We start from the raw sequence: 20,205 nt of genomic DNA, 5'->3' as shown, positions 1-20,205 counted from the left end.
GCCGGTCGTTTTATGGATACGAGCTGGGTCTGCTCAAAGTCTGTCAATCTCGGAGTTCGTTACCAATCGCCGGTTTACTGAAGAAGTCGATCTTCTTTTATCCAGCAGGACAAACTCGCAGATGGCGATCTCGGCACTGTGGAGGTGCGTTCCTCCTGTTGGTTGTTGACGGAAATTCCGTCCTCTTTTCCATTATTCATGATATTACAGAATATAAGCAGGCGGAAAATGAATACGCGCGCTTGCTGCAGTCTGAACAGCAGGCGCATCAGATCACTGAAATTTTCCATACCGCAAATTTGGCGCTTACCCGTGATCTCAATCTTGATGCGGTGTTGGAAATATTCCTGGAGTATTTGCAGCAACTTATTCCCTTTGACAGCGCCAATGTAATGCTCCTGCAAGAGGATGCCCGCTTCGCAATTTTTGCGATGCGTGGTTATGAAAAATTCACAGATCCGGCCCAAACGCACGCCATTATTTTTGATCCCCGTGACCATCAGGCGTTCAACCCGATCATTAATCAACAGCATAGCATTGTGATCGCGGATACCCGTACATACCCCGGCTGGGACCGGCTGCCGGGGACGGAGCATGTCAGTTAGCTGGATGGGCGTGCCGCTGATTGCTGGCGGACAGCTCATTGGCATATATTCAATCGATAAAGTTGAGGCAGGGTTTTTCACTCCCGGACATCAAATTCTGGCTGAGACACTCGCGGCACAGGCAGCGGCGGCGATTCAAAACGCGAACCTTTTTACCCACATCCAGACCGAGCTTGTTGAACGCAAACACGCGGAAAATGCTTTGCGTGAATCTGAAGTGCGTTACCGCTCCCTGTTTGATAATATGGTGGACGGCATCTATCGCAGTACCCCCGATGGAAAATTTCTGGATGTCAACCCGGCCATGGTCAAAATGTTTGGCTACACCAGCAGAGATGAAATGCTGAATGTGGATATAAAGAAGGAACTCTACTTTTCGCCCGAAGAGCGCGGCAGCCATGTTTTGGATGACAGACAGAAAGAAGTGGAAGTGTTTCGAATGCGGCGAAAAGATGGGACTGAAATTTGGGTTGAGGATCATGGAGATTATGAACGTAATGAACATGGTCAGGTTATCTATCATACAGGAATGCTGCGGGATGTCACCGAGCGGGTGTGGGCTGAAGAGGCATGGAACAGACAATCGGAAAAAGTACGTTTAATATATGAAGCCTCGCGTCAGTTAAACGCCTCATTTGAATCACAGCATATCTATGATGTAGCCTATCGTGGAATTTCGCAATTGATCCCATGTAATACGCTATTCATCTCGTCTTTTGAAAAACGTACCGGTATGATCTCGCTGGTTTGCGGCTGGCACGATGGCAGCCCGGTGGATGCAAAAGGGTTTCCGCCGATCTCTTTGGAAGAGGAAGGTCAGGGCGCGCAGAGTGAGGTGATTCGCACGGGGAGACCCCTGCTTCTTTCAGATTATCAACAGCGTCTGCGCGAGACACGAACCATTTATACTTTTGATGATCAGGGTACTCAGGTGTCAGACACTTCCGATCATGGGCAGATTCCACGTTCGGCATTGATCGTGCCGATGGTTGTGGAGAATCAGGTGGTGGGTGCCATTCAGGTTTTTAGCTATCAGTTGAACGCCTATGTTGAAAACGATTTAAATCTTCTTAACGCCTTTGCTTCACAGATCGCCGTTGCGCTTATTAATTCAGATCTTTTTCAGCGGGTTCAGCGCGAAAATCGTGACCGCACACGGGCTGAAACTTCACTCCGTTCACGCACGCGTGAGTTGGAAACTCTCTTCTCCATTTCCAATCATATTAGTTTTGTGCAAACAGAGACAGAGATCCTGCCTCAGATCCTCAAAGCGTTGGAACGTGCCATTCAGGCAGATCCCATGTCGTCATTCTGCTTGAACCGGATGAAACCCTATCTGGTCATTGCAAATGCCAGTGGAGATTTGATCCCCAATATTGGTTTCAATTTTAATGCATCTGAAGGTATCAGCGGATCGATCCTGCAATCACGCCAGCTTTATCAGACAGACGATCTTTCAAACGACCCTTTGCGCATTAAAACAGTCCACGGAATGGATCATCTGGGCCCGGCCATATTTACCCCTTTGTTGTCAGGCGATCATATGATCGGCGTATTACTGGCTGCCCGCAGAAAAGGCAGGCATACCACCCCGTTCACATCTGAAGCAACCCGTATGATCATCACGACCAGTGAAATGTTAGGGAACGCGATCAATCGTATGCGCCTGCATGCACAGACCATGCGCCGTCTCGACCATTTGCAAACGTTGCGCGCCATGGATCAGGTGATCGCATCGAGCCTCGATCTGCGCATTACACTTAATATTTTACTGAAGCACACCATTGCCCAATTAAATGTTGATGCCGCAGATGTGCTTTTACTTCACCCGTATCAACAGACACTGCAACACGCCGCCGGTCAGGGATTCCGCACCCATGCAATTGAAGGCGCTGAAGTTCATCTGCATGATGCCTTTGCAGGCCGCAGCGTGATGGAGCGATGCCTTGTTCAAATATTTAACTCGGCGCAAATTGTGGAGAATGAACCTTTTGCCCGATTGTGGGCAGAGGAAAACTTCTTAAATTATATTTGTGTGCCTCTCATCGCCAAGGGAGAAGTAAAAGGCGTTTTGGAAGTCTATTGCCGTTCGGAATTTACACCAGATGAAGAGTGGATCGAATTTCTTGAAACCCTCGCGGGCCAGGCTGCCATCACAATTGATAACTCACAAATGTTCGACAATCTTCAACGCGTTAACATGGAACTTGCCATCGCGTACGATGCCACCATTGAAGGCTGGTCGCGTGCCATGGATCTGCGTGATAAGGAAACCGAAGGCCATACCAGGCGTGTTACTGAGCTTACCGTTTTACTTGCCCAGGCCATGGACATAAAAGACAAAGAGATATTAAATATTCGGCGCGGCGCGCTTCTGCACGACATAGGCAAAATGGGCATCCCCGATCACATCCTGCTTAAGGAAGGCCCGCTGACCGAAGCAGAATGGACGATCATGCGCACGCATCCTCTTTTGGCTTATGAAATGCTGCAACCCATCCGCTATCTGCATCAATCGCTCGATATCCCCATGTCGCATCATGAAAAATGGGACGGTACAGGTTATCCGCGCGGATTGAAAGGCGAAGAGATCCCATTGGTGGCGCGTATCTTTGCCATCGCAGATGTCTGGGATGCCGTTACCAGTGAGCGCCCATATCGCAAAGCCTGGAGCAAAAAGAAGGCACTGGCTTACATCAAGGATCAAAACGGAAAACAATTTGATCCGCAAGTTGTGGAAGTTTTCTTAAAGGTGATTCAATAACGCCATGACAATCGACTCAATCTCAAAATTAACCCACCGCCGATTCCTTCTCGGATCACAAGCACTGTGGCCTGGCCGTCGTTTCGAGGGGCCGCTCAGCACTGAATCCGCTTTGCGCCAGATGCAAGCCTTGCAGCTCGACCCGTTGACCATGGTCGCGCGCAGTCAGGATATTGCCATGTATGGCCGCGTGTTGAATTACAAACCCGATCATCTTTATCAAATGGCGTATCAACAGCGCAAAGCTTTTGATTACGGCGGCTGGCTGATGATGTATCCCATGCATGAATTTCCATATTGGCGTTTACACATGAAGCACCGCAAGGCTCAGGGCTTGCATTATGAATCATTCACACATCCGCCAAAGGATCTTTTGAAATTTATCCTCTCTGAATTGCGTGATCGCGGCCCTTTGGGAAACCGTGATTTTGAAGGCGCACAGGTCAAAGGCTGGAGCTATCGCGGGCGCAAGGAAACCTCAGTTGCATTATTTTATTTATGGTTGATCGGTGAAGTGATGATTACCAATCGCAAAGGCTTCGACCGCATCTACGATCTGCGCGAACGGGTGGTACCTTCAGAGTTTGATTATTCTGTTAATAAAAGAGAAGCAGTGGAGTTCATGGGCAGGAAGGTGATTGCCTTTCTGGGGCTGGTTGGTGAAAACCGCTGGCGTACCGAACTCTCGTATTATATTCATCAGGATCTGACGCGCGAGGAAACCAAAAAACTGGCAGAACGGTTAATTGAACAGGGTCTTGTTTCACGTGTGCGGGTGGAAGGCTCAAAGGATGAGCATCTCTTTTTAAACAGCGACCAGCTTCATCTGTCCGAATTGGAAGCGGGGCGTATTCCCAAAAAATGGAAGCCGCTGGACACATCCACTGCTGAGGAAGTCACATTCCTTGCGCCATTGGAAATTGTCAGCGCCAGAGGCCGCGCGAAGAAGATTTTTGATTTTGAATATTTATGGGAAGTGTATAAGCCTGTGCATCAGCGCCGCTGGGGGTATTACACTCTGCCCATTTTATACGGCGACGATCTCGTTGCCCGCCTCGACCCGAAACTGGATCGCCAGACAAACACGCTTCACATCCTCGGCTTCTGGCTTGAAGATGATGCGCCGAAAGATGAAGCTTTTGCCAGCGCCCTCGCCAATGGACTTAAACGATTTGCAGATATGGTCGGCGCTGAAAAAATTGATTTAAGCGGCATCAAAACAGTAAAACTGCGTTCGTATCTGAAAAGCAGGTTGAAATAAAATTACGAAAGATTATTTTTCACTTTGTGCAGTTTTTTTGAAATGACAGTTTCTTAAAGATTTTTTGGACACGGTTAAAAATCTGTGTTCAAAAATATTTGAAGCGTAAGAATTCAGGCTGTTACTACTACTTAAGAAATACTCTTTAAGCAAGCTTGGTTCCCACGGACTGGCTGGAACGTAAGGTTTCCCGGGTTTGGGAAAATGATGTTCTTTATGCAAATAATGCTTGACGAGAGACTGGAACCAATATATATTAACTTATCTTACGCAAACTTCTTTGACAAAATTTTCATTAACCTGGCTTCGTTGCGTAAGATTACATACTAACTTCTAATCCGCTGAATACAAAAGACTTCCAAGTCACCATTTTTTGTTGGCAATTATTATTTATGAATGCAGCGGAGGCGAAAATTTATTTTTGATTCGTTCAATTCAGTTAAAACTGAATTTTTTTGCTTGTCAAAGTAAGAAGGCAAAATACACGAATTCAAGCGGATTGTTTCAATGATTGAAAAGCATTCCCGAAAAATAATAGAAAGCCCATTGCTGGATGTTCGCAGCCATAGCCGTGATCTTTTGTTGGCGCTCAGCCGTGCCGCGCAAGCCATTCAGCAGGCGCATACTGCCGTGGATTTTTATCGCGCAGTGGGAGATGCGATCAAGCCGCTGGGGGCGAAGTGACTTTGTTGATGATCAATGAAGACCGGCAATCGTTATCCATTGCCTATACATCCTATCCTCCAACATTGATCCGCAAGGCTGAAAAATTAACGGGGTTATCACTTCTTGAGTATCGCATCCCATTTAGTCAGGATAGTGTTTATGGGCGTGCCATGGACGGTGGAAAAACAGTATTTTCTGATTCGACCAGCGAAGCCATTGCAGAAATTCTTCCCGGGATTCTACGATCCTTCACGCCTCTTTTGGTGAAGATGTTTAAACTTCAACAGGGAATTCTTGCGCCTTTACGTGTGGGCGACAGCACACTGGGATTGTTAAAAATAAACGGCCTATTTCTGAATGAAGATGATGTGCCAGCCATGGACTCTTTTGCCGGGCAGATCGCAGCAGGCATTCAAAATGTGCGCCTGATGCAGAAATTACAGGATGAATTAACCGCGCACAGGCAGGCGGATGAACTGCTTAATCACAATCGCAGCCTGCTTTTGGCGCTCAGCCGTGCGTTTCAGACCATTCAACAGGCGCATACACCAGAGGATATTTACTGCGCAGTGGGCGACCAGATCAAATCTCTGGGCGGTGAAGTTACTTTGCTCATGGTGAATGATGATGTCAATCACTCACTGCAGCCTATACCTCGTATGCTCCCAAATTACTCCAGCAGATCGAAAAATTAACAGGCTCTTCAGTTCTGGGGTATCGCCGCGTATTTTCACCTGATAGTATTTATGCGCGTAATATTGCCGCAGGCAAGGCGGAATACGTTCATTGGGTGGGAGATTATGTTTTTGAAGGCCTTCCAATGGGGCTCCGCTCGTTGACCGATCAGTTCATCAAGCTATTGAAGATCGAACAGGGCATCCTCGCGCCTTTACAAGTGGGAGGTGAAGTATTGGGGTTGATGATGGTCAGCGGATTATCGCTAAATGAAGGCGATGTGCCAGCCATGGAATCTTTTGCCGGACAAATTGCTGCGGGTGTCCTTAATGCACGGCTGACACAGCAAATGAGAAACGAATTATCCGCGCGTAAACAGGCGGAAGAGGCGGTCAGACAGGCTGAGAATCGTTTCAAGGCATTGATCGAAAAAGCATCCGATGGGATCGTCCTGGTCGGATTGGATGGGAAGATACAATATGCAAGCCCTTCAGCAAGGAACATGTTCGATTATGACAATCAGGCGGATATCCTCTCCAACCCGTTAACATTCATCCACCCTGACGATCTTGCCATTGTTTTGAATGCCATGAACGACCTGATACATAATCCGGCGTATATTCCCACGCTTGAGTATCGTTATAGATATAAGGATGGTTCTTATCATTGGGTGGAGAGTACATTTAGTAATCTGCTGGCAGAGCCCGGCGTGCAGGCTGTTGTGATCAACTTTCGTGATATTACCGAGCGTAAACGGATAGAGCAGGCACTCCATGAAAGTGAAAAATATTATCGTGCGCTGATCGAAAATGCGACAGATGGCATTCTCGTTTTGGGGTTGGATGGAAAAATTCAGTATGAAAGTCCTTCTGTCACACGCATGTTGGGATATGCCCCTGAGTCTCTGATCGGGATGAGCGCTTTTGATCTGATCAACCCGGAAGATCTTGCACAAATTGCGGGGGCGTTTATGGAGGGATTAAGTACACCCGGCTTTATACATCGGGGGAGTATCGTCTTCTTCATCACAGCGGGGAGTGGCGTTGTTTTGAAATTGTCAGCCATTATTTAATGGAAGATCCTGCGATTGCGGGCATCATCATCAACGGGCGCGACATTACCGAACGTAAATTGATCGAAGATGCCCTGCTTGACAGTGAGGGTAAATTCCATAGTGTGATCTCGGAATCTTCAGATGGTATTGTTCTTTCAGACGAAGCTGGGCACGTTATAGAATTTAACAATGCCATTGAGCAGATCATTGGCTTAAAACGGGAAATAGTGTTGGGACAGTTTTTATGGGACCTGCAGTTTCAAATTATGCCTCGCGAGTTGAGGACAGAGGAGAATTACGCAAAATTAAAGGATTCGATCATTAAGACATTGGAAACTGGACAATCTTCATTCCTTCACAAAATGCTGGATGCGCCATTTCAATATGCAGATGGCTCTACGCGATTTGTCCAACAGCGGGTATTTTCTGTCCGCACGGAAAAAGGCTGGCGGCTGGGAAGTATTTCACGTGACATCACAGATAACAAAAGGGGCGAAGAAGCCCTGCGCGCCAGCGAGGCAAAATCGAAATCCCTTTACCAGATGCTGCGCCTGATGACCGATAATCTGCCGGATCTGGTTTGGGCCAAGGACATGGACGGGTGTTATACCTTTACCAATAAGGCCATGATTGAAAAATTGTTGATCGCACAGGACACAGAGGAGCCGATCGGTAAAAACGATCTGTTTTTTGCAGAAAGACAACGGGCCTTGCATCCTGAGATTTCCGATTGGCATACTTTTGGCGAGATCTGCATGGATTCAGAAACCAGCATTCATACAAATAAGCGTCCGGAAAGATTTGAAGAATTCGGAAACATAAAAAATAAATTTTTGTTTTTGGATGTTTATAAAGCGCCGTTTTGGGATGAGTACGGCAACATGATCGGTACGGTGGGAATTGGCCGTGATGTGACACATGAGAAGGAAATGGAGGAAGAACGTAAACAGGCGCAGAAGACTTTGGCAGCTTCTGACGCGGAACTGCGCGCGCTTTTCGCATCCATGCAGGACGCAGTATTGGTGATTGATCGCGATGGAGTCTATCGCAAGATCGCGCCTACCAATCCAGCAGTGTATTACATTACTCCACAGGAATTGATCGGCAAAAATCTGGTGGATATCTTCCCGGCAGATCAGGCTGAAGTGTACATCCGTGTGATCCAGCGTGTGTTGGAGACACAGCAGACCCAGCATATTGAATATGAACTGGCAGTCAATGGACATGTACCCTGGTTTGAGGCTTTCATCTCGCCAATGGGCGCGGATCAGACGCTTTGGGTGGCACGTGATATTAGTGAACGCAAAAAATTGAAACTGCGCTGATTCAATCCGAGCAGGCCTATCGGACTTTATTTGAAAACATGCCCATCGGTTTATATCGCACATCTGCAGATGGGCGCATTCTGGATGCCAACCCGGCGTTGGTCAAAATGTTCGGGTACCCTGATAGTTCGTCTCTGCTGGCCATGAATGCCAGAGACTTATATGCCGACCCGGCTTCAAATGATAGATTTAAGGATGAGGTGTTAAACAAGAGTGTTCCCTTTGCCTTTGAGTCTGAGTACAAACGTTATGACCACAAGTCATTTTGGGCGGAGGATTATGTCCATATTATTTATGATAAAGAGGGTAGCCCTTTATACTACGAAGGCAGCCTGATCAATATCACTGACCGCAAACTGGCTGAAAAGGCTTTAACAGAAAGTGAAAAGCAGTATCGGTTGCTGGCGGAGGGGATGGCGGATGTCGTATGGGTTTTGGATGTAAAAAACATGAAATTTAAATATGTCAGCCCATCGGTGCAAAAATTGCTTGGCTATACAGCGGAAGAGATGCTGGACATGTCAATGGAAGAACTGATTGTTTCGTATTCGATGGAGCAGATCAACGCGAATTTTCCGGATCGCCTTGCCCGTTTTATACAAGGCGATCCGATGGTTGTCACTGAAATGAGCACAGTCGATCAATGGCGTAAGGATGGTTCCCTGGTTTCAACGGAAAATGCAACCACACTGGTTCGAAATGAAAAAATGGAAATTGAAGCGATTGGGTATCGCGTGATATTTCCGAGCGCAAACGGGCTGAGGATGAATTGCGCCGTGCAAATAAATCCCTTGAAACAGTCCATTATGAGCTTAAGCAAATGTTTGCTCATGAACAAATGCTGGCGCGCACTGATGGTTTGACCAATTTGTATAATCGACGTTACTTTTTTGAGCTTGCCGTTCGTGAGTTTACCGCAGCCCTTCGTTATGAGCGCCCACTGACCATTTTCCTGTTTGACATAGACGGATTCAAACAAGTCAACGATACTTTTGGGCGCATTTGGCGACACCTTTGTTGGTACAGGTTGCGCAGACTACCGCTTCTCAAGTGCGTGACGTGGATATTTTTGCGCGATATGGCGGTGATGAGTTTATTATCCTGCTGCCTGGAAACCAACGCGCAACAGGCGTTTATGATCGCAGAACGCATTCGGGAACGTGTTGCCCCACACGCATTGAGACGGAAAACTAGTCCCTTTATTATTACGCCTAGTATTGGCGTGGCCGAGACCATTCACTCTCCGCAGGATGAATCTGTTGGAAGATGCGATCCGGCGTGCAGACAAAGCCCTTGTATATGGCAAAGCAAAAGGGACGTAATACCACCGTGATCTTTTCTGAACCCTGACCTGGCCCTTTCTACGGCAGGCGGCCACACTCTGTTAAAAACGCTAAACAATGGCGGTGTTCGCTGCGAAAGTATAATGACGCTTGCCATTTGCACTGAATAAAGCACAACTTAATGTTAATCATTAAACATACATCTATAAACAGACTTTATAACCTTATATGGTATTGCCTGCGCAGTTTAATTTCATTTCTCATGAGGCCATATGTCAAATCTAAACAATGCGATCCAGTTAATTCGTGAAGGGCGGAAAGATGAAGCACGACGAATCCTTGAACCCTTGTTGCAGGCGGAACCAACAAATATTTCAGCGTGGTTTTGGTATGTGGATACCTGTCCAACCCTTGAAAAGCGTATCCAGACTTTGGAGTTATGTCTGAAGAGAAATCCCGGTAATTCCCAGGTGACGCAGGCATTGCTGACTTTGCGCAGTCAGATGCCTCCGCAAATCAGTTCGGCCCCGCCTCCTGTACAAACACCAAAGCCGGCGGCAACATATTACGATCCCGCCCCATATTCTGCGGCCTATGAGGAGGAGCCCCAAAAATCTAGCGCCTCTTCCAAGTCCAATTTCGATTATGACTACGGGACGCCGTATGCTTCTTCTGCGGCAGAGTCTGTTAAACAACAAACGCCAGCTAAAAAGAAAAATGCCAATGCTCTGTATAGAAGTAGTTCACTTATATTCATCGCGGTACTGGCTTTGGCGATGGCTTTGCTATATCCCATTATTAGCATCATTGGGCTTTCCATCGGCGCCGGTATTCAAAATCTTCTTGCTGTTTTATGGGGAGGAAACGGGTACTATAGCCGCACGCTGTATGCCTGGCGGCATACGTGGCGCCGTTCATGATATTAAGTGCGATTCTGGCGCTATTCCAGTTGTGGGACAATGTTTATTTAGTTTTTGGAATTCACAATTTTGTCCTGAACGTGCGCACTAAAAGTGGCTCATTCATTTTCAACCTGGAAGGCGGTGGCGGTTATGTTCACGCCGACCATCGTTATGTTTATATTTGGATGCCTGCTTCTTATCGTTATGGGATTTCCCGGTGGTTCCAGATAAGACCATTATCCCTTTACGCACACCAGACCCTTTAGATATGTCCCTTCGGGAAAGTGCAGGCTGACCGGGTGATCGCTGCCTTGTGATAAATGTTCGATGATCGTTGCATCCACGTGTGCATCAAGTGCAGCGGATGCAACGATCTTTTGGAATAAGGCGGCGTCTATTCCGCCGGAGCAGGAGTAGGTGAATAACAATCCGCCGGGACGTAGTAGTTTGGAAGGCGAGCAGGTTGATATCTTTATAGGCGCGTGATGCTTTTTTCAGCGTGGGCGGCGGTGGGCGCAAATTTTGGGGGTCAAGAATGATCAGGCCAAATGAACGATTTGCATCGCGGAATTTTCTAAGAGTTGAAAGACATCGCCTTCAAGCGAAGTGTGACGGTCTGCGGGAAGATTATTAAACGTGATATTTTCGTCAAGCAAAGCCAGCGCATCAGCCGATGAATCGACAGAGAAGCACAGACTTTGCTCCGTTTGCCAGCGCGTGGATGGAGAATCCGCCGGTGTAGCAGAAGCACGAACACATCACGGTCTTTTGCAAATTCACCCACACGGTGACGGTTAAGACTTTGATCGAGATAGAACTCGGTCTTGTGCCGTGTTGAATATCAACGTTGAATTTCAGGTCGTATTCGAGTGGGAAAGACGAAAGAGGAAAGAGTGCCGCGCAGTATACCGATGATCGGTTGTAATCCTTCGAGTTCGCGCACATCGGCGTCGAACGTTCGTAGATGTTTTGAATGCCGGTTTCTTCGACTAAAAGATCGGCGATGGTTTCCTTCCAGAATTCGGAGCCGGTGGTCAGGGATTGCAGGACAAGCACATCGTTGTAACGGTCAACGATCAGGCCAGGGATGCCGTCTGATTCAGCGTGTAAGAAGCGATATGAATTTGAATGACTCTCTACCTTTAACTTTTGACGCATTTCAATTGTAGACTTTATCTTCTGCGAAAGAATTCCTATCCACTGGCTCGTCGTTGAACGTCCAGACACGGGCGATTTTGAGGTGGGTGAGTAGGATGCCCGGGCAAGAAACTGCCCATCGGACGAGAGCAGGTCAACGGTTGAGCCGGAGGCGTAGATTTTCATCCACAGACGAATTGCGCCGGCAAAGACCCAGGGTGACGTCGCAATAAACTTTTTTCACGGTTTGGGTTAAGGGTAATGGGCATATGTCTATCTTACCGCAACCAAGCGTATAATGGAATTATGATCTCAAGTGTAAGAATTAATTCAGTGTTATTGCCCTTATTGACGATCGTGATGCTGGTGATGTGTTTGACCCGTCTAAAGTTTGGCAGGCGATGCTGGCTGCGTTTGGCGGGGCTTTGTTGGTCAGTTGGTTAAGGCGCGTTCATTGCGTGATAATCTGCGTCTGACGCGCGAAGTACGTTTTACATGGGCACAGGTGGGCGATAAACTTGAAGAACAATTCACGTTGACAAATAATGGATCGGTTCCGGCGACATGGGTTGAAGTGGTCGATCATTCAACGCTGCCCGATTATTCTGCGGCGCGGGCCATTGAGTGGGGAGTCAGGAAACGATCAAATGGCGCACGAAGGGACTGTGCTCGCAACGCGGTGTGTATGTGCTCGGCGGGACGACGCTGCGCAGCGGCGATCCGCTTGGAATTTTTACGGTTGAGGTATACCAGCCGGAAAGCGTTTCGATGATGGTCGCACCGCCGGTGATTCCTTTGCCGCAAGTGGAGGTTACGCCTGCCGGCTGGCTTGAGATGGAAGGCCGCGGCCGAACTCACCGGAGCAGACGACCAATGCACTTACTGTCCATGAATATCAACAAGGAGAACCGTTAAGACAGATCCACTGGCCGACAACTGCGCGGCGCAATTCACTTTACACACGAGTGATGGATAGCGCTCCCGCACACGATTGGTGGATCATATTAGACGCCGAAGAAAATGCGCAGGCCGGCCATGATTGGGAATCCACGCTTGAACTGGGTGTGATCCTTGCCATGTCGCTTGCTGACCGTGGATTCCGCGCGCATCATTCGGTGGGTCTGCTTGCAAGCGGCGATGAAACGATCTGGTTGAAACCAAAACTTGATGATGAAAGCCATCGCATGCAAATGACGCGCGCGCTGTCCATGCTCAAGCCTGGTCATCTGCCTCTTTCAGATCTGCTCAACGCGCCGGCCCAACGCTGGCCATCACACGAGCTTGATCATCATCACACCTTCACTCAACAACGAATGGCTCACACCATTGACATCCCTCATCTGGCGTGGAATCATTCCCACCATTCTGATCATGGACCCTGCATCTTTTGGCTCAACGAATCATGCGGATGCCTTCGCAGAGATTCTCGCGCAGATGGGAATTTCGCGCTTCATCCTTAACCGCAGCCTGCTCCTGCAACCTGAGGCTCGTCCAGGCTGGCACGGACAGTGGGACTGGCGCATCATGCCCACTGGCAAAGCCGTTCCCATTCGTCAGCCCGGCGATCTATCGTGGCGGAGATTGAAATGACCCGATCTCTGATCCAACTGTTACGGATCCGCGGAGCGAACTTTTCCTTTCCTGGCAGTGCTGGCCTGCCTGCCTTTTGCATTGACCAATCTCCTGCGCGGCGTGGATTTTAACTTGCTGCTGCCGATCACATTGTTGGGTGTGTTCATCGCGCTGGTGATGAGCTTATCAAATGTAAACGTGATCTCAGCCGGCATTATTCTTTTGGGTCTTGGGCCTGCGGCATTGATCATCGGTATCGGCGGGATATGGAGTTCTCTATTTGAAGCTGTAAAAATTCATTTGGCTTTGTTGCAGCAGTATTCAAAACGCTTTTCTTTCATCAACCGATGGACACATCTGCGCTACTTGCTGCAAGGGGAGAACTGGTTGAAAGAATCCCGGCTTGGAATTCGTTTCGGTCTGTGGTTCTCAGGTTTTTTGGCAGGAATTCAGATCGAAGATCCGGTGATCCGCACCTTGATCTGGTGCATGGCTCTCTGGCTGGTTGCGGTGTGGGCTGGCTGGCAGATCAGCCGAAAAGAATCGTTTACTGGTTGGTGTTTCCAACTACGCTCTTGCTGGCTTTTGTCATCAATTACACCGGGAAAGAGATCGAAATCCTCTGGCTGCATCTTGGCTTGTTGTTATTCCTGCTTGGGCTGACCGGTTTCTCAGAACAAATGAGTCGTTGGAATCTTTCTAAAACAGATTACTCCGAAAGCACGAGCGTGGATACGCTTGTGGTTGTCGTTGTGCTGACCATCACACTGACAGCTTTTTCATCCTTTGCATCCTCGGTCTCGATCAAAGAGCTTATTGACCGAATGCGTGAAAAGCGTGAGCAGACAACATCAGCGACTCAAGGTGAGGCGTTGGGTCTTGAGCCCGTAAGGGCAATGCGAATATTACCGGCATCGCAGGCGGCCTGCCCCGTTTCCATTTGGTCACAGGCGGACTTGAACTTTCGCGGCAATTGGTAATGACAATATCCACTGATGAATTCCCCCCCATGCCTGAAATTGCGAATGTGTCTGTTCCACGTCATTACTGGCGCACACTTACGTATCAGTCTTACAACGGCGTGGGCTGGTCAAACCCGTCCGCATTTGGCGGCGATATATTACCCAATGAAAATCTGGTCGATGAGATTCCATCCAGGTATCAGGTGCTGACACAAACAGTGACCTTCCCCGACGAAGTGGAGGAACGTTTGTACTGGGCTGGTACGCTGCAAAGTGCGGATGTCCGTTCGAGGCTGTCTGGCTGCGCAAGGCGGAAAGTACTCCGCTGCTTTACTCCAATATGCTCGCGGCATTGGCATCAACGGAATCGTATCAAGCCCGATCACTGGTGCTGAATGGATATGGAGACATTGCGCAAATCCCCAGCGTTTATCCAGAGTGGGTCAGCCGTCAATTCCTGTCGCTGCCTAAAACGGTGCCTGCCCGTGTTCATGGATTGGCACGTGACTAACGGCCTCCGCGTCAATTCCATATGACCGCGCGCCGCCATTGAAAATTATCTGCGCACGTTTCCATACACACTGAAGTTGGTCCGCCTCCCGGGCCGCGATGTGGCTGATTATTTTCTTTGATCTCAAGCAGGGATATTGCGATTATTACGCCACATCAATGGTGGTTTTGGCACGCGCGGCGGGTCTGCCTGCGCGGCTGGTGATCGGGTATGCCAATGGCACTTATGATGCTGAACGTGCACAATATATCGTCACTGAAAATTATGCCCATTCGCGGTCGAGATTTATTTTCAGGCATCGGCTGGGGGAGTTTGAACCAACCGCCAGTGAGCCCGTCATTCAATATGAAGAGAAAATGAGTTCATTGCTTCTCCGTCCGAGTCTCCCGGCAGAACGATCTTTTGTAGAAAAGTTATTCCATTCCTGCAAAACGCATTTGCGGGAGCATGGCTCCCTGCCATCATTTTATTTGTTTGTGGTCTGTTGTGGATCGGATATGACGCGTTCCGCCTGACCCGGCTTGACCCCGCGCAAATTGCCCTTCTTATATATGGACGCTTTCGCCGCCTCGCCCGACCTGTTACAGGGTCCGCTTCGAGGAACCTGACCGCCCACGCTTATGCATTTGTGCTCGTGCAGCGTCTATCCTCCATGAAAGTGATTCCCCGTTTTCAGAGCTGGCTTGCACCTGCCCAACCTGAGATCGAACAATTGACAGAACTTTTCTCGCGTGCCTTGTTTGCGCCATTGCCTCCAACCCGTGCGGAAGTGAATGACGCAGTCAGGACCTGGTCACGCTTACGCTGGAGATTATTGCTCGCAAATGTGTTGTCGATTCAAAAAAATAAATTGATTCGGTGGATACAACCGAAGCCCTGATCGTATTTATTCTCCTGCGAAGGGACGCAAACGATGCATCCATTTTTCGGGTTCATTCAGTAGTTCAAAATCAAAGTGTTGATACAGTCCATGTGCGTCATTGGTGGCAAGCAGCCAGCGCCGCACTTGTTTTAATTGCGGGTGATTGAGAACGCTTTGCACAAGCCATTTGCCGAGACCATGTCCGCGGTAATCTTCATGGATGAAGACATCGCATAAATAAGCGATGATGGAATAATCGGTGACGACACGCGCCATGCCGATCTGACGGCTGCCCGCATATATGCCAAAGACCAGCGAGTTGGCGAAAGCCTCTTCCGTGCGTTCATGTGGACGTCCCTTTGCCCAATAAGCGCGGGAAAGAAAATCATTCACGGTATCCATATCCAGGCGGTTTGGATCGGTGCTCAGGGTAAATGAGTCACGGTGGGTTTCAAAGATTTGGGTCATGCGGCGAGTGTATCACAAGTGAGAGACTTGACAGATTTTATTCATCCATATAAAATAACCGAATAATAATTCAGTATTCATAGCGCGGAGCCAAATGGCTCCCTTCTTTTGATTTGAAAACTGGAATGAAAGTTCAGTTTAGGAGATGCAATGCCCAGACATAATGTAAGTGACGAAAGAATTCCGCAGATATTGAATGCCGCGTTGAAAGTCTTCAACCGCAAGGGGCTGTTCTTGCCATCATGGACAAGGTGATCGATGAAGATGTGGCGGTGTTAACGTCACTGCTAAATGAGCAGGGGACAGTGCGCGAGCGGTTAATTGGGTATGTGAGCGCCACCGCAAAGGAAGGCACGGAATACCTGCCGTTGGTCTATGAGTTGTACGGAGAGGCGCAACGCAATTTGAAAGTGCGAAAGCATATTCAAAAATATCTTCAACATTATCGCGGTGCGCTTGCGCAGATCATCCAACAAGGCATGGATGGCGGGGAGATCCGCAAAAGCGATGCAAATGCGATTGCGACAACTCTGGCGGCAGTTTATGAAGGTACGCTGGAATTGGCATTACTTGACCCGCAAGGCGTGGATGCCGAACAGGCAATCATTCAGGCGGTTGGATTTATCTTTGATGGAATATCTGCATAAAGGTGAATCATGAAGACTCTGGTTTTTGCTCCTGAGACACTTAATATTGCTGAAACAACTCGAATGATCGAGATCGCTAACGCGTCGAGGGATAATTTTCGTTGTGTGTTCTTTGGGTACAGTGACCTGTATTCCAATTTGATCGAACAGGCTGGGTTTGAGTTTCGCCGCATGTCTCCTTGGTTGACGAAGGAAAAGATCGAGCATCTCTGGAAAGTAGACCGAATGGAAAGCTTTGCCGACCCGTTTACCGAGGCGGAATTACGTCAGCGGGTTGAAAGCGAAGTGACGCTGTACGAGGAGTTGAATCCGTCTTCGGTGGTGATCGGGTTTACCTTGAGCGTTATTATTTCAGCGCGGGTAGCCAGGGTTCCGTTGGTGTATGTGATGCCATTCCCATTGACACGTCCATTTCTCGATGCAAATTTATCCACATGGCCTGATGAGTTTGATTACTCGATATTTCGGATTTTCCCAGTCAGTTTCTGGATTGGCTCACAAATCAATGGCTGAAAAATACAAAGCTGTGGATAAAGCCATTTCAACGGGTCGCGAGGCATTTTGGAATTCCACCCATCAATCGGCTGGTAGATATTTATGAAGGCGATTTCAATTTGGTCACGGATATTCCGCAGTTGACGGGCGTGAGTCAACTGCCTGAAAACTGGCATTACATTGGTCCGATCTTTGCCCATTTGGAGGGCGATGTCCCGCTTGAGTTGCAAAATCTTTCGCATGACCAGCCTGTTATTTATTGTGCCATGGGTAGCTCCGCCAATCGCAGTATCTTGAAAACCGTGATCGAAAGTTTTGAGGGCACGCCCTACACTGTGATCGCACCGATCAAGGCACATATTCAGGACGGCAATATCACCATCCCAAAAAATGTTCTGGTGTATGACTGGCTCCCCGCTCACAAAGTTAATCCGCTGGCGGATATTGCAGTCATTCATGGCGGACAGGGCACCGTTCAAACCGCGTGTGCGGCTGGCACGCCTTTCGTGGGCATTGGTTTGCAGCCTGAACAGGAAAGCAACATTGACGCGATCGTCCGTCAGGGCAGCGCGCTTCGTATTCGGAAGCGCAGGCTAAACCGGCAAAGTTTGCTGGCTTCCATTGAGCAACTGCTGAACGACAAGGCGGCGCGTCAAAAGGCGAAGGAAGTTCAGGTACTTATCCTTGCATGGGACGGAACTAAAACGCGGCTGAATTCCTCAAGCGCACATTCGGTTAATTTCTATTATTTTGGAAAAATATATTATGGAATCTAAAAATCAAATTGTAGTTGTCATAGGCGCAAGCGGCGGATTGGGAAGTGAGATCGCCCGCACATTTTCGGAAGGCTGGGAGTCAGGTAGCGCTTTTGCGGCGCGTGATACGGCAAGTTGACTTTACTCGCAAATGAGCTAAACGCTTCAACCTACACAGTGGACATAACCGATCTTGCCAGCGTGGAAGCTTTTGCAAACCGAAGTGATTACAGAACTACAGCCGCGTGGACGTGGTGATCAATGCAACGGGATATGATGTCCGCAAGGCGTTTGAGCAGCACACTGCCGAAGACCTGCGCCGCACCGTGGATGTGAATCTGCTGGGGCGATGAATATCCGCACGCGTTTGTGCGCGCTATGGCGGACGGGAGTGATCGCCCACCTCGGCGGGTTTGCCGATGGCAGGCTGGCCTTCCCATACTATGCGGCGGACGCGGCGTCCCGCGCAGGTGTGGCATCCTTTGTAGAAGCGATGAATCGTGAACTGCGATTGGAAGGCAAACCTGTGACTCTGTTGTATTTCAGTCCTCGCCAGCGGATACGGATGCGGAGCGGCCGTTCCACGAGTTGTGGCGTCAGATGGGGACAAAGATCGTGTCCACCGAACAGGTAGCGGCGGAGTTGAGACGCGCGGTCATCCAAAAGCGGAAGCAATATGTGATGGGCGGGGCGTTGGTCAACGGGTTTGCAAAACTCAATTCGGCATTCCCCGCTCTTGCCGATTTACTGATGATGAATCAATACGGGAAAAAATTGCAAAGTTTTTTCGGCAAAGCCAGAGGGGCAGAAACTAAAAGTTCTCTAGCCTTGAAGGCTGGTCTGGCAATGGTGATCTTTTCGGTTGCGTTGTATGGTGTGATCTTCAGCCTGCCGCTCGTTCCAATTTCCACAGCGAATAAACTTGCGTTGACGCCCGTTTTGATGGTGGTCAGCGAGATCGTCTTTTGGGTGGGCGGCGCACTGGCGGGCAGGGATGTGGTTTCCCGATATCGAAATTATCTTGATCCTCGCGAATGGTGCAAGCCAAAGGAAAAGGCTTCATAGTGCTTTTGCATCCGCCATCCATTGCCAGTGGACGGCGGATTTTTTTTGTAATGAAAGCATGGAAAATGGTATCATCATGTTTTCAAAGGAGAATTATGTTTAAACCTATAAAATGGGAAACGTTTCCACGTGATTTTCTCAGGATCCAGATTGGATTCTTATTGTTTGGATTGGCGATCTCGTTGATGATCCAGGGTAATTTGGGTACGAGCGCATGGGCGGTTTTGGAAGTGGCGTTGGCTTATAAACTCGGCATTTCGATTGGGGCGATGACCGTCGCGATGGGTTTTTTGTGTTGATCGGCGCGTTGTTGATGCGTGAAAAATTAGGATGGGGCACGTTGGCGAATATTTTGTCGATCGGACCATGGAAAAATCTTTTGGCTGTCAATTATTCCGCCTGTGGAAATAATTTACTTTTACAAACGGAATGTTGCTGTTGCCATCTTTTAATGGGACTGGCCAGCGCAATTTACATCGGTGTGGATGCGGGCGCAGGTCCACGGGATAGCATGATGCTGGCGATCAAACGCACCACCGGCGTCAGTATTCGTGTGGCGCGTGCCATTATTGAAGTAACCGTCGTGACTATCGGCTGGCTGCTGGGCGGACCTGCTGGTATTGGAACTCTGGTTTTTGCAATACTCTTTGGACCTTCGGCAATTTGGCTTTGGGTTATTTAACGTTCATCCGCACGGACCTGAGGCGTTAATTCACAGGCTCCGGAAGATTAGATATACAGGGTTGCGGACTCAAGTCCGCGGTCCAGGAGAGTTATGACAGAATTCAATTTCTGAAACACCAATGGTTGAGCCGCAGAATCGTTCCACGGGGCGTTGATCCTCTTTTATTTGTGGCGCTGCCGATGCCGCTTTGTTTGTTCATCTATCATTTGGTTGTGTGGTCAACAGAACAAAAGCGCGATCACATCTTCAAGTTTGAAAATCTTGCCTGGGCGGGTTGATCGGTTTGGCTGTACGGGCCTTTGTGATGACGGGCATCATGGCGGCGCTTTGGTGGCTAAAAGATGACCGCTTCAAGCCGGTTTATGCCGGTCTGTTTGGCGCGGCGGTTGTTGCTTTCCTGCTTTGCTTTTACGTCTGCTCGGACCAAACAATGATCAGGTCGGTTTCATCGCGCAGTTTTTACTTTGGCTGGCGCGCTGATCGTTATTCGTTTGCGTAAAAAAAAAGTGAA

At 48.7% G+C, this 20,205-nt stretch carries 27 protein-coding genes and 3 pseudogenes; 25 read left to right on the top strand and 5 right to left on the bottom strand.

All coding sequences use genetic code 11. The features are described from left to right. The 11 genes and pseudogenes from IPL71_RS21635 to IPL71_RS21590 form a co-directional block, all read left to right on the top strand. A partial coding sequence (locus IPL71_RS21635) for a PAS domain-containing protein (RefSeq protein ID WP_345325237.1) occupies positions 1 to 605 on the top strand: 605 nt, incomplete at its 5' end. After that, the gene (locus IPL71_RS21630; RefSeq protein WP_345325235.1) at positions 595 to 3,369 is read left to right on the top strand and encodes a GAF domain-containing protein; all 2,775 of its coding nucleotides are present in this window, start codon (positions 595 to 597) and stop codon (positions 3,367 to 3,369) included. The genes IPL71_RS21635 and IPL71_RS21630, both read left to right, overlap by 11 nt. A gap of 4 nt (positions 3,370 to 3,373) precedes the next feature. Continuing rightward, positions 3,374 to 4,630, top strand: coding sequence for a winged helix-turn-helix domain-containing protein (locus tag IPL71_RS21625; RefSeq protein WP_345325233.1), 1,257 nt, complete (start codon positions 3,374 to 3,376; stop codon positions 4,628 to 4,630). A gap of 507 nt (positions 4,631 to 5,137) precedes the next feature. Next, a complete protein-coding gene (locus IPL71_RS21620) occupies positions 5,138 to 5,314 on the top strand; it encodes a hypothetical protein (protein WP_345325231.1) in 177 nt (58 codons plus the stop codon). 8 nt (positions 5,315 to 5,322) lie between these two features. Beyond that, on the top strand, positions 5,323 to 5,991 hold the full coding sequence (locus tag IPL71_RS21615) for a hypothetical protein (RefSeq protein ID WP_345325229.1): 669 nt from the start codon (positions 5,323 to 5,325) through the stop codon (positions 5,989 to 5,991). Between the two features lie 95 nt (positions 5,992 to 6,086). Then, positions 6,087 to 7,043: a PAS domain S-box protein gene (locus tag IPL71_RS21610; RefSeq protein WP_345325227.1), complete on the top strand. Its 957-nt coding sequence runs from the start codon at positions 6,087 to 6,089 to the stop codon at positions 7,041 to 7,043. Beyond that, positions 7,043 to 8,350, top strand: coding sequence for a PAS domain-containing protein (locus IPL71_RS21605; RefSeq protein WP_345325225.1), 1,308 nt, complete (start codon positions 7,043 to 7,045; stop codon positions 8,348 to 8,350). The genes IPL71_RS21610 and IPL71_RS21605 overlap by 1 nt, the downstream gene beginning before the upstream one ends. After that, entirely contained in the window at positions 8,335 to 9,213 is an 879-nt protein-coding gene (locus IPL71_RS21600) for a PAS domain-containing protein (RefSeq protein ID WP_345325244.1), read from the top strand. Before IPL71_RS21605 ends, IPL71_RS21600 begins: the two co-directional genes overlap by 16 nt. Continuing rightward, a pseudogene (locus IPL71_RS26235) lies at positions 9,171 to 9,287 on the top strand (GGDEF domain-containing protein); the annotation flags it as partial. The gene IPL71_RS21600 and the pseudogene IPL71_RS26235, both read left to right, overlap by 43 nt. Before the next feature lie 77 nt (positions 9,288 to 9,364). Then, positions 9,365 to 9,544 carry a diguanylate cyclase domain-containing protein gene (locus tag IPL71_RS21595; RefSeq protein ID WP_345325223.1) on the top strand — a complete coding sequence of 60 codons (180 nt, stop codon included), beginning with the start codon at positions 9,365 to 9,367 and terminating at the stop codon, positions 9,542 to 9,544. A 361-nt stretch (positions 9,545 to 9,905) separates the two neighbouring features. Further along, positions 9,906 to 10,553 (top strand): hypothetical protein, encoded by a 648-nt coding sequence (locus IPL71_RS21590; RefSeq protein WP_345325221.1) that lies wholly within the window; start codon positions 9,906 to 9,908, stop codon positions 10,551 to 10,553. A 218-nt stretch (positions 10,554 to 10,771) separates the two neighbouring features. Here the strand turns inward: IPL71_RS21590 and IPL71_RS21585 are convergent, their stop codons facing one another. After that, positions 10,772 to 10,963 carry a hypothetical protein gene (locus IPL71_RS21585; RefSeq protein WP_345325219.1) on the bottom strand — a complete coding sequence of 64 codons (192 nt, stop codon included), beginning with the start codon at positions 10,961 to 10,963 and terminating at the stop codon, positions 10,772 to 10,774. Positions 10,964 to 11,201: 238 nt separating this feature from the next. Then, positions 11,202 to 11,858, bottom strand: coding sequence for a class I SAM-dependent rRNA methyltransferase (locus IPL71_RS21580; RefSeq protein ID WP_345325217.1), 657 nt, complete (start codon positions 11,856 to 11,858; stop codon positions 11,202 to 11,204). 268 nt (positions 11,859 to 12,126) lie between these two features. Here IPL71_RS21580 and IPL71_RS21575 point away from each other — a divergent pair, with 268 nt between their 5' ends. The 3 genes and pseudogenes from IPL71_RS21575 (at position 12,127) to IPL71_RS21565 (ending at position 13,262) form a co-directional block, all read left to right on the top strand. Beyond that, positions 12,127 to 12,444, top strand: coding sequence for a hypothetical protein (locus IPL71_RS21575; protein ID WP_345325215.1), 318 nt, complete (start codon positions 12,127 to 12,129; stop codon positions 12,442 to 12,444). A gap of 124 nt (positions 12,445 to 12,568) precedes the next feature. Then, positions 12,569 to 13,132, top strand: a pseudogene (locus IPL71_RS21570) (DUF58 domain-containing protein); the annotation flags it as partial. Beyond that, positions 13,107 to 13,262, top strand: a complete 156-nt coding sequence (locus IPL71_RS21565) for a hypothetical protein (RefSeq protein ID WP_345325213.1) — start codon at positions 13,107 to 13,109, stop codon at positions 13,260 to 13,262. The pseudogene IPL71_RS21570 and the gene IPL71_RS21565, both read left to right, overlap by 26 nt. A 20-nt stretch (positions 13,263 to 13,282) precedes the next feature. Here the strand turns inward: IPL71_RS21565 and IPL71_RS21560 are convergent, their stop codons facing one another. Beyond that, the gene (locus tag IPL71_RS21560) at positions 13,283 to 13,495 is read right to left on the bottom strand and encodes a hypothetical protein (RefSeq protein WP_345325211.1); all 213 of its coding nucleotides are present in this window, start codon (positions 13,493 to 13,495) and stop codon (positions 13,283 to 13,285) included. A 171-nt stretch (positions 13,496 to 13,666) separates the two neighbouring features. Between IPL71_RS21560 and IPL71_RS21555 the strand changes: the two genes are divergently transcribed. The 4 genes from IPL71_RS21555 (at position 13,667) to IPL71_RS21540 (ending at position 15,597) form a co-directional block, all read left to right on the top strand. Then, the gene (locus tag IPL71_RS21555; RefSeq protein ID WP_345325210.1) at positions 13,667 to 14,224 is read left to right on the top strand and encodes a hypothetical protein; all 558 of its coding nucleotides are present in this window, start codon (positions 13,667 to 13,669) and stop codon (positions 14,222 to 14,224) included. After that, complete coding sequence (locus IPL71_RS21550; protein WP_345325208.1) at positions 14,224 to 14,601, top strand: hypothetical protein; 378 nt, start codon at positions 14,224 to 14,226, stop codon at positions 14,599 to 14,601. The genes IPL71_RS21555 and IPL71_RS21550 overlap by 1 nt, the downstream gene beginning before the upstream one ends. Before the next feature lie 214 nt (positions 14,602 to 14,815). Next, positions 14,816 to 15,232 carry a transglutaminase-like domain-containing protein gene (locus tag IPL71_RS21545; protein ID WP_345325206.1) on the top strand — a complete coding sequence of 139 codons (417 nt, stop codon included), beginning with the start codon at positions 14,816 to 14,818 and terminating at the stop codon, positions 15,230 to 15,232. Continuing rightward, positions 15,202 to 15,597, top strand: coding sequence for a DUF4129 domain-containing protein (locus IPL71_RS21540; RefSeq protein WP_345325204.1), 396 nt, complete (start codon positions 15,202 to 15,204; stop codon positions 15,595 to 15,597). The genes IPL71_RS21545 and IPL71_RS21540 overlap by 31 nt, the downstream gene beginning before the upstream one ends. Positions 15,598 to 15,603: 6 nt before the next feature. On the opposite strand, the gene IPL71_RS21535 is transcribed toward IPL71_RS21540, so the two are convergent. Next, positions 15,604 to 16,047, bottom strand: a complete 444-nt coding sequence (locus tag IPL71_RS21535; RefSeq protein ID WP_345325202.1) for a GNAT family N-acetyltransferase — start codon at positions 16,045 to 16,047, stop codon at positions 15,604 to 15,606. 242 nt (positions 16,048 to 16,289) lie between these two features. Here IPL71_RS21535 and IPL71_RS21530 point away from each other — a divergent pair, with 242 nt between their 5' ends. The 4 genes from IPL71_RS21530 (at position 16,290) to IPL71_RS21515 (ending at position 18,083) form a co-directional block, all read left to right on the top strand. Beyond that, on the top strand, positions 16,290 to 16,694 hold the full coding sequence (locus IPL71_RS21530; protein WP_345325200.1) for a TetR family transcriptional regulator C-terminal domain-containing protein: 405 nt from the start codon (positions 16,290 to 16,292) through the stop codon (positions 16,692 to 16,694). A gap of 9 nt (positions 16,695 to 16,703) precedes the next feature. Continuing rightward, positions 16,704 to 17,207 (top strand): hypothetical protein, encoded by a 504-nt coding sequence (locus IPL71_RS21525; RefSeq protein WP_345325198.1) that lies wholly within the window; start codon positions 16,704 to 16,706, stop codon positions 17,205 to 17,207. A gap of 101 nt (positions 17,208 to 17,308) precedes the next feature. Beyond that, positions 17,309 to 17,965: a glycosyltransferase gene (locus IPL71_RS21520; protein ID WP_345325196.1), complete on the top strand. Its 657-nt coding sequence runs from the start codon at positions 17,309 to 17,311 to the stop codon at positions 17,963 to 17,965. Then, entirely contained in the window at positions 17,955 to 18,083 is a 129-nt protein-coding gene (locus IPL71_RS21515) for a hypothetical protein (RefSeq protein ID WP_345325195.1), read from the top strand. The genes IPL71_RS21520 and IPL71_RS21515 overlap by 11 nt, the downstream gene beginning before the upstream one ends. Positions 18,084 to 18,320: 237 nt before the next feature. Here the strand turns inward: IPL71_RS21515 and IPL71_RS21510 are convergent, their stop codons facing one another. Continuing rightward, a complete protein-coding gene (locus tag IPL71_RS21510; RefSeq protein WP_345325194.1) occupies positions 18,321 to 18,554 on the bottom strand; it encodes a hypothetical protein in 234 nt (77 codons plus the stop codon). A gap of 5 nt (positions 18,555 to 18,559) precedes the next feature. Here IPL71_RS21510 and IPL71_RS21505 point away from each other — a divergent pair, with 5 nt between their 5' ends. The 3 genes and pseudogenes from IPL71_RS21505 to IPL71_RS21490 all read left to right on the top strand — a co-directional run bounded on the left by IPL71_RS21505 (position 18,560) and on the right by IPL71_RS21490 (position 20,193). Next, positions 18,560 to 19,009 (top strand): transporter suffix domain-containing protein, encoded by a 450-nt coding sequence (locus tag IPL71_RS21505; RefSeq protein WP_345325192.1) that lies wholly within the window; start codon positions 18,560 to 18,562, stop codon positions 19,007 to 19,009. After that, positions 18,979 to 19,691 (top strand): annotated as a pseudogene (locus IPL71_RS26230) (YczE/YyaS/YitT family protein). Before IPL71_RS21505 ends, IPL71_RS26230 begins: the two are co-directional and overlap by 31 nt. A 286-nt stretch (positions 19,692 to 19,977) precedes the next feature. Then, a complete protein-coding gene (locus IPL71_RS21490) occupies positions 19,978 to 20,193 on the top strand; it encodes a hypothetical protein (RefSeq protein ID WP_345325188.1) in 216 nt (71 codons plus the stop codon). Positions 20,194 to 20,205: the final 12 nt, after the last annotated feature.

The sequence above is a fragment of the Candidatus Villigracilis proximus genome (assembly GCF_016717045.1).
In the GTDB taxonomy this organism is placed as follows: domain Bacteria; phylum Chloroflexota; class Anaerolineae; order Anaerolineales; family Villigracilaceae; genus Villigracilis; species Villigracilis proximus.
Note: the sequence above shows the minus strand (reverse complement) of the source record. Positions and strands in the feature narration are given on the sequence as shown.

What these genes read in the sequence shown, in the direction of transcription:
- IPL71_RS21525 (WP_345325198.1), top strand. Translation starts at nt 16,704, where the DNA reads ATGAAGACTCTGGTTTTTGCTCCTGAGACACTTAATATTGCTGAAACA.
- IPL71_RS21550 (WP_345325208.1), top strand. Translation starts at nt 14,224, where the DNA reads ATGACAATATCCACTGATGAATTCCCCCCCATGCCTGAAATTGCGAAT.
- IPL71_RS21565 (WP_345325213.1), top strand. Translation starts at nt 13,107, where the DNA reads ATGGGAATTTCGCGCTTCATCCTTAACCGCAGCCTGCTCCTGCAACCT.
- IPL71_RS21545 (WP_345325206.1), top strand. Translation starts at nt 14,816, where the DNA reads ATGTGGCTGATTATTTTCTTTGATCTCAAGCAGGGATATTGCGATTAT.
- IPL71_RS21580 (WP_345325217.1), bottom strand. Translation starts at nt 11,858, where the DNA reads ATGAAAATCTACGCCTCCGGCTCAACCGTTGACCTGCTCTCGTCCGAT.
- IPL71_RS21620 (WP_345325231.1), top strand. Translation starts at nt 5,138, where the DNA reads ATGATTGAAAAGCATTCCCGAAAAATAATAGAAAGCCCATTGCTGGAT.
- IPL71_RS21515 (WP_345325195.1), top strand. Translation starts at nt 17,955, where the DNA reads ATGGAATCTAAAAATCAAATTGTAGTTGTCATAGGCGCAAGCGGCGGA.
- IPL71_RS21615 (WP_345325229.1), top strand. Translation starts at nt 5,323, where the DNA reads ATGATCAATGAAGACCGGCAATCGTTATCCATTGCCTATACATCCTAT.
- IPL71_RS21625 (WP_345325233.1), top strand. Translation starts at nt 3,374, where the DNA reads ATGACAATCGACTCAATCTCAAAATTAACCCACCGCCGATTCCTTCTC.
- IPL71_RS21530 (WP_345325200.1), top strand. Translation starts at nt 16,290, where the DNA reads ATGGACAAGGTGATCGATGAAGATGTGGCGGTGTTAACGTCACTGCTA.
- IPL71_RS21605 (WP_345325225.1), top strand. Translation starts at nt 7,043, where the DNA reads ATGGAAGATCCTGCGATTGCGGGCATCATCATCAACGGGCGCGACATT.
- IPL71_RS21560 (WP_345325211.1), bottom strand. Translation starts at nt 13,495, where the DNA reads ATGATCAATGCCGCAGGCCCAAGACCCAAAAGAATAATGCCGGCTGAG.
- IPL71_RS21590 (WP_345325221.1), top strand. Translation starts at nt 9,906, where the DNA reads ATGTCAAATCTAAACAATGCGATCCAGTTAATTCGTGAAGGGCGGAAA.
- IPL71_RS21535 (WP_345325202.1), bottom strand. Translation starts at nt 16,047, where the DNA reads ATGACCCAAATCTTTGAAACCCACCGTGACTCATTTACCCTGAGCACC.
- IPL71_RS21630 (WP_345325235.1), top strand. Translation starts at nt 595, where the DNA reads ATGTCAGTTAGCTGGATGGGCGTGCCGCTGATTGCTGGCGGACAGCTC.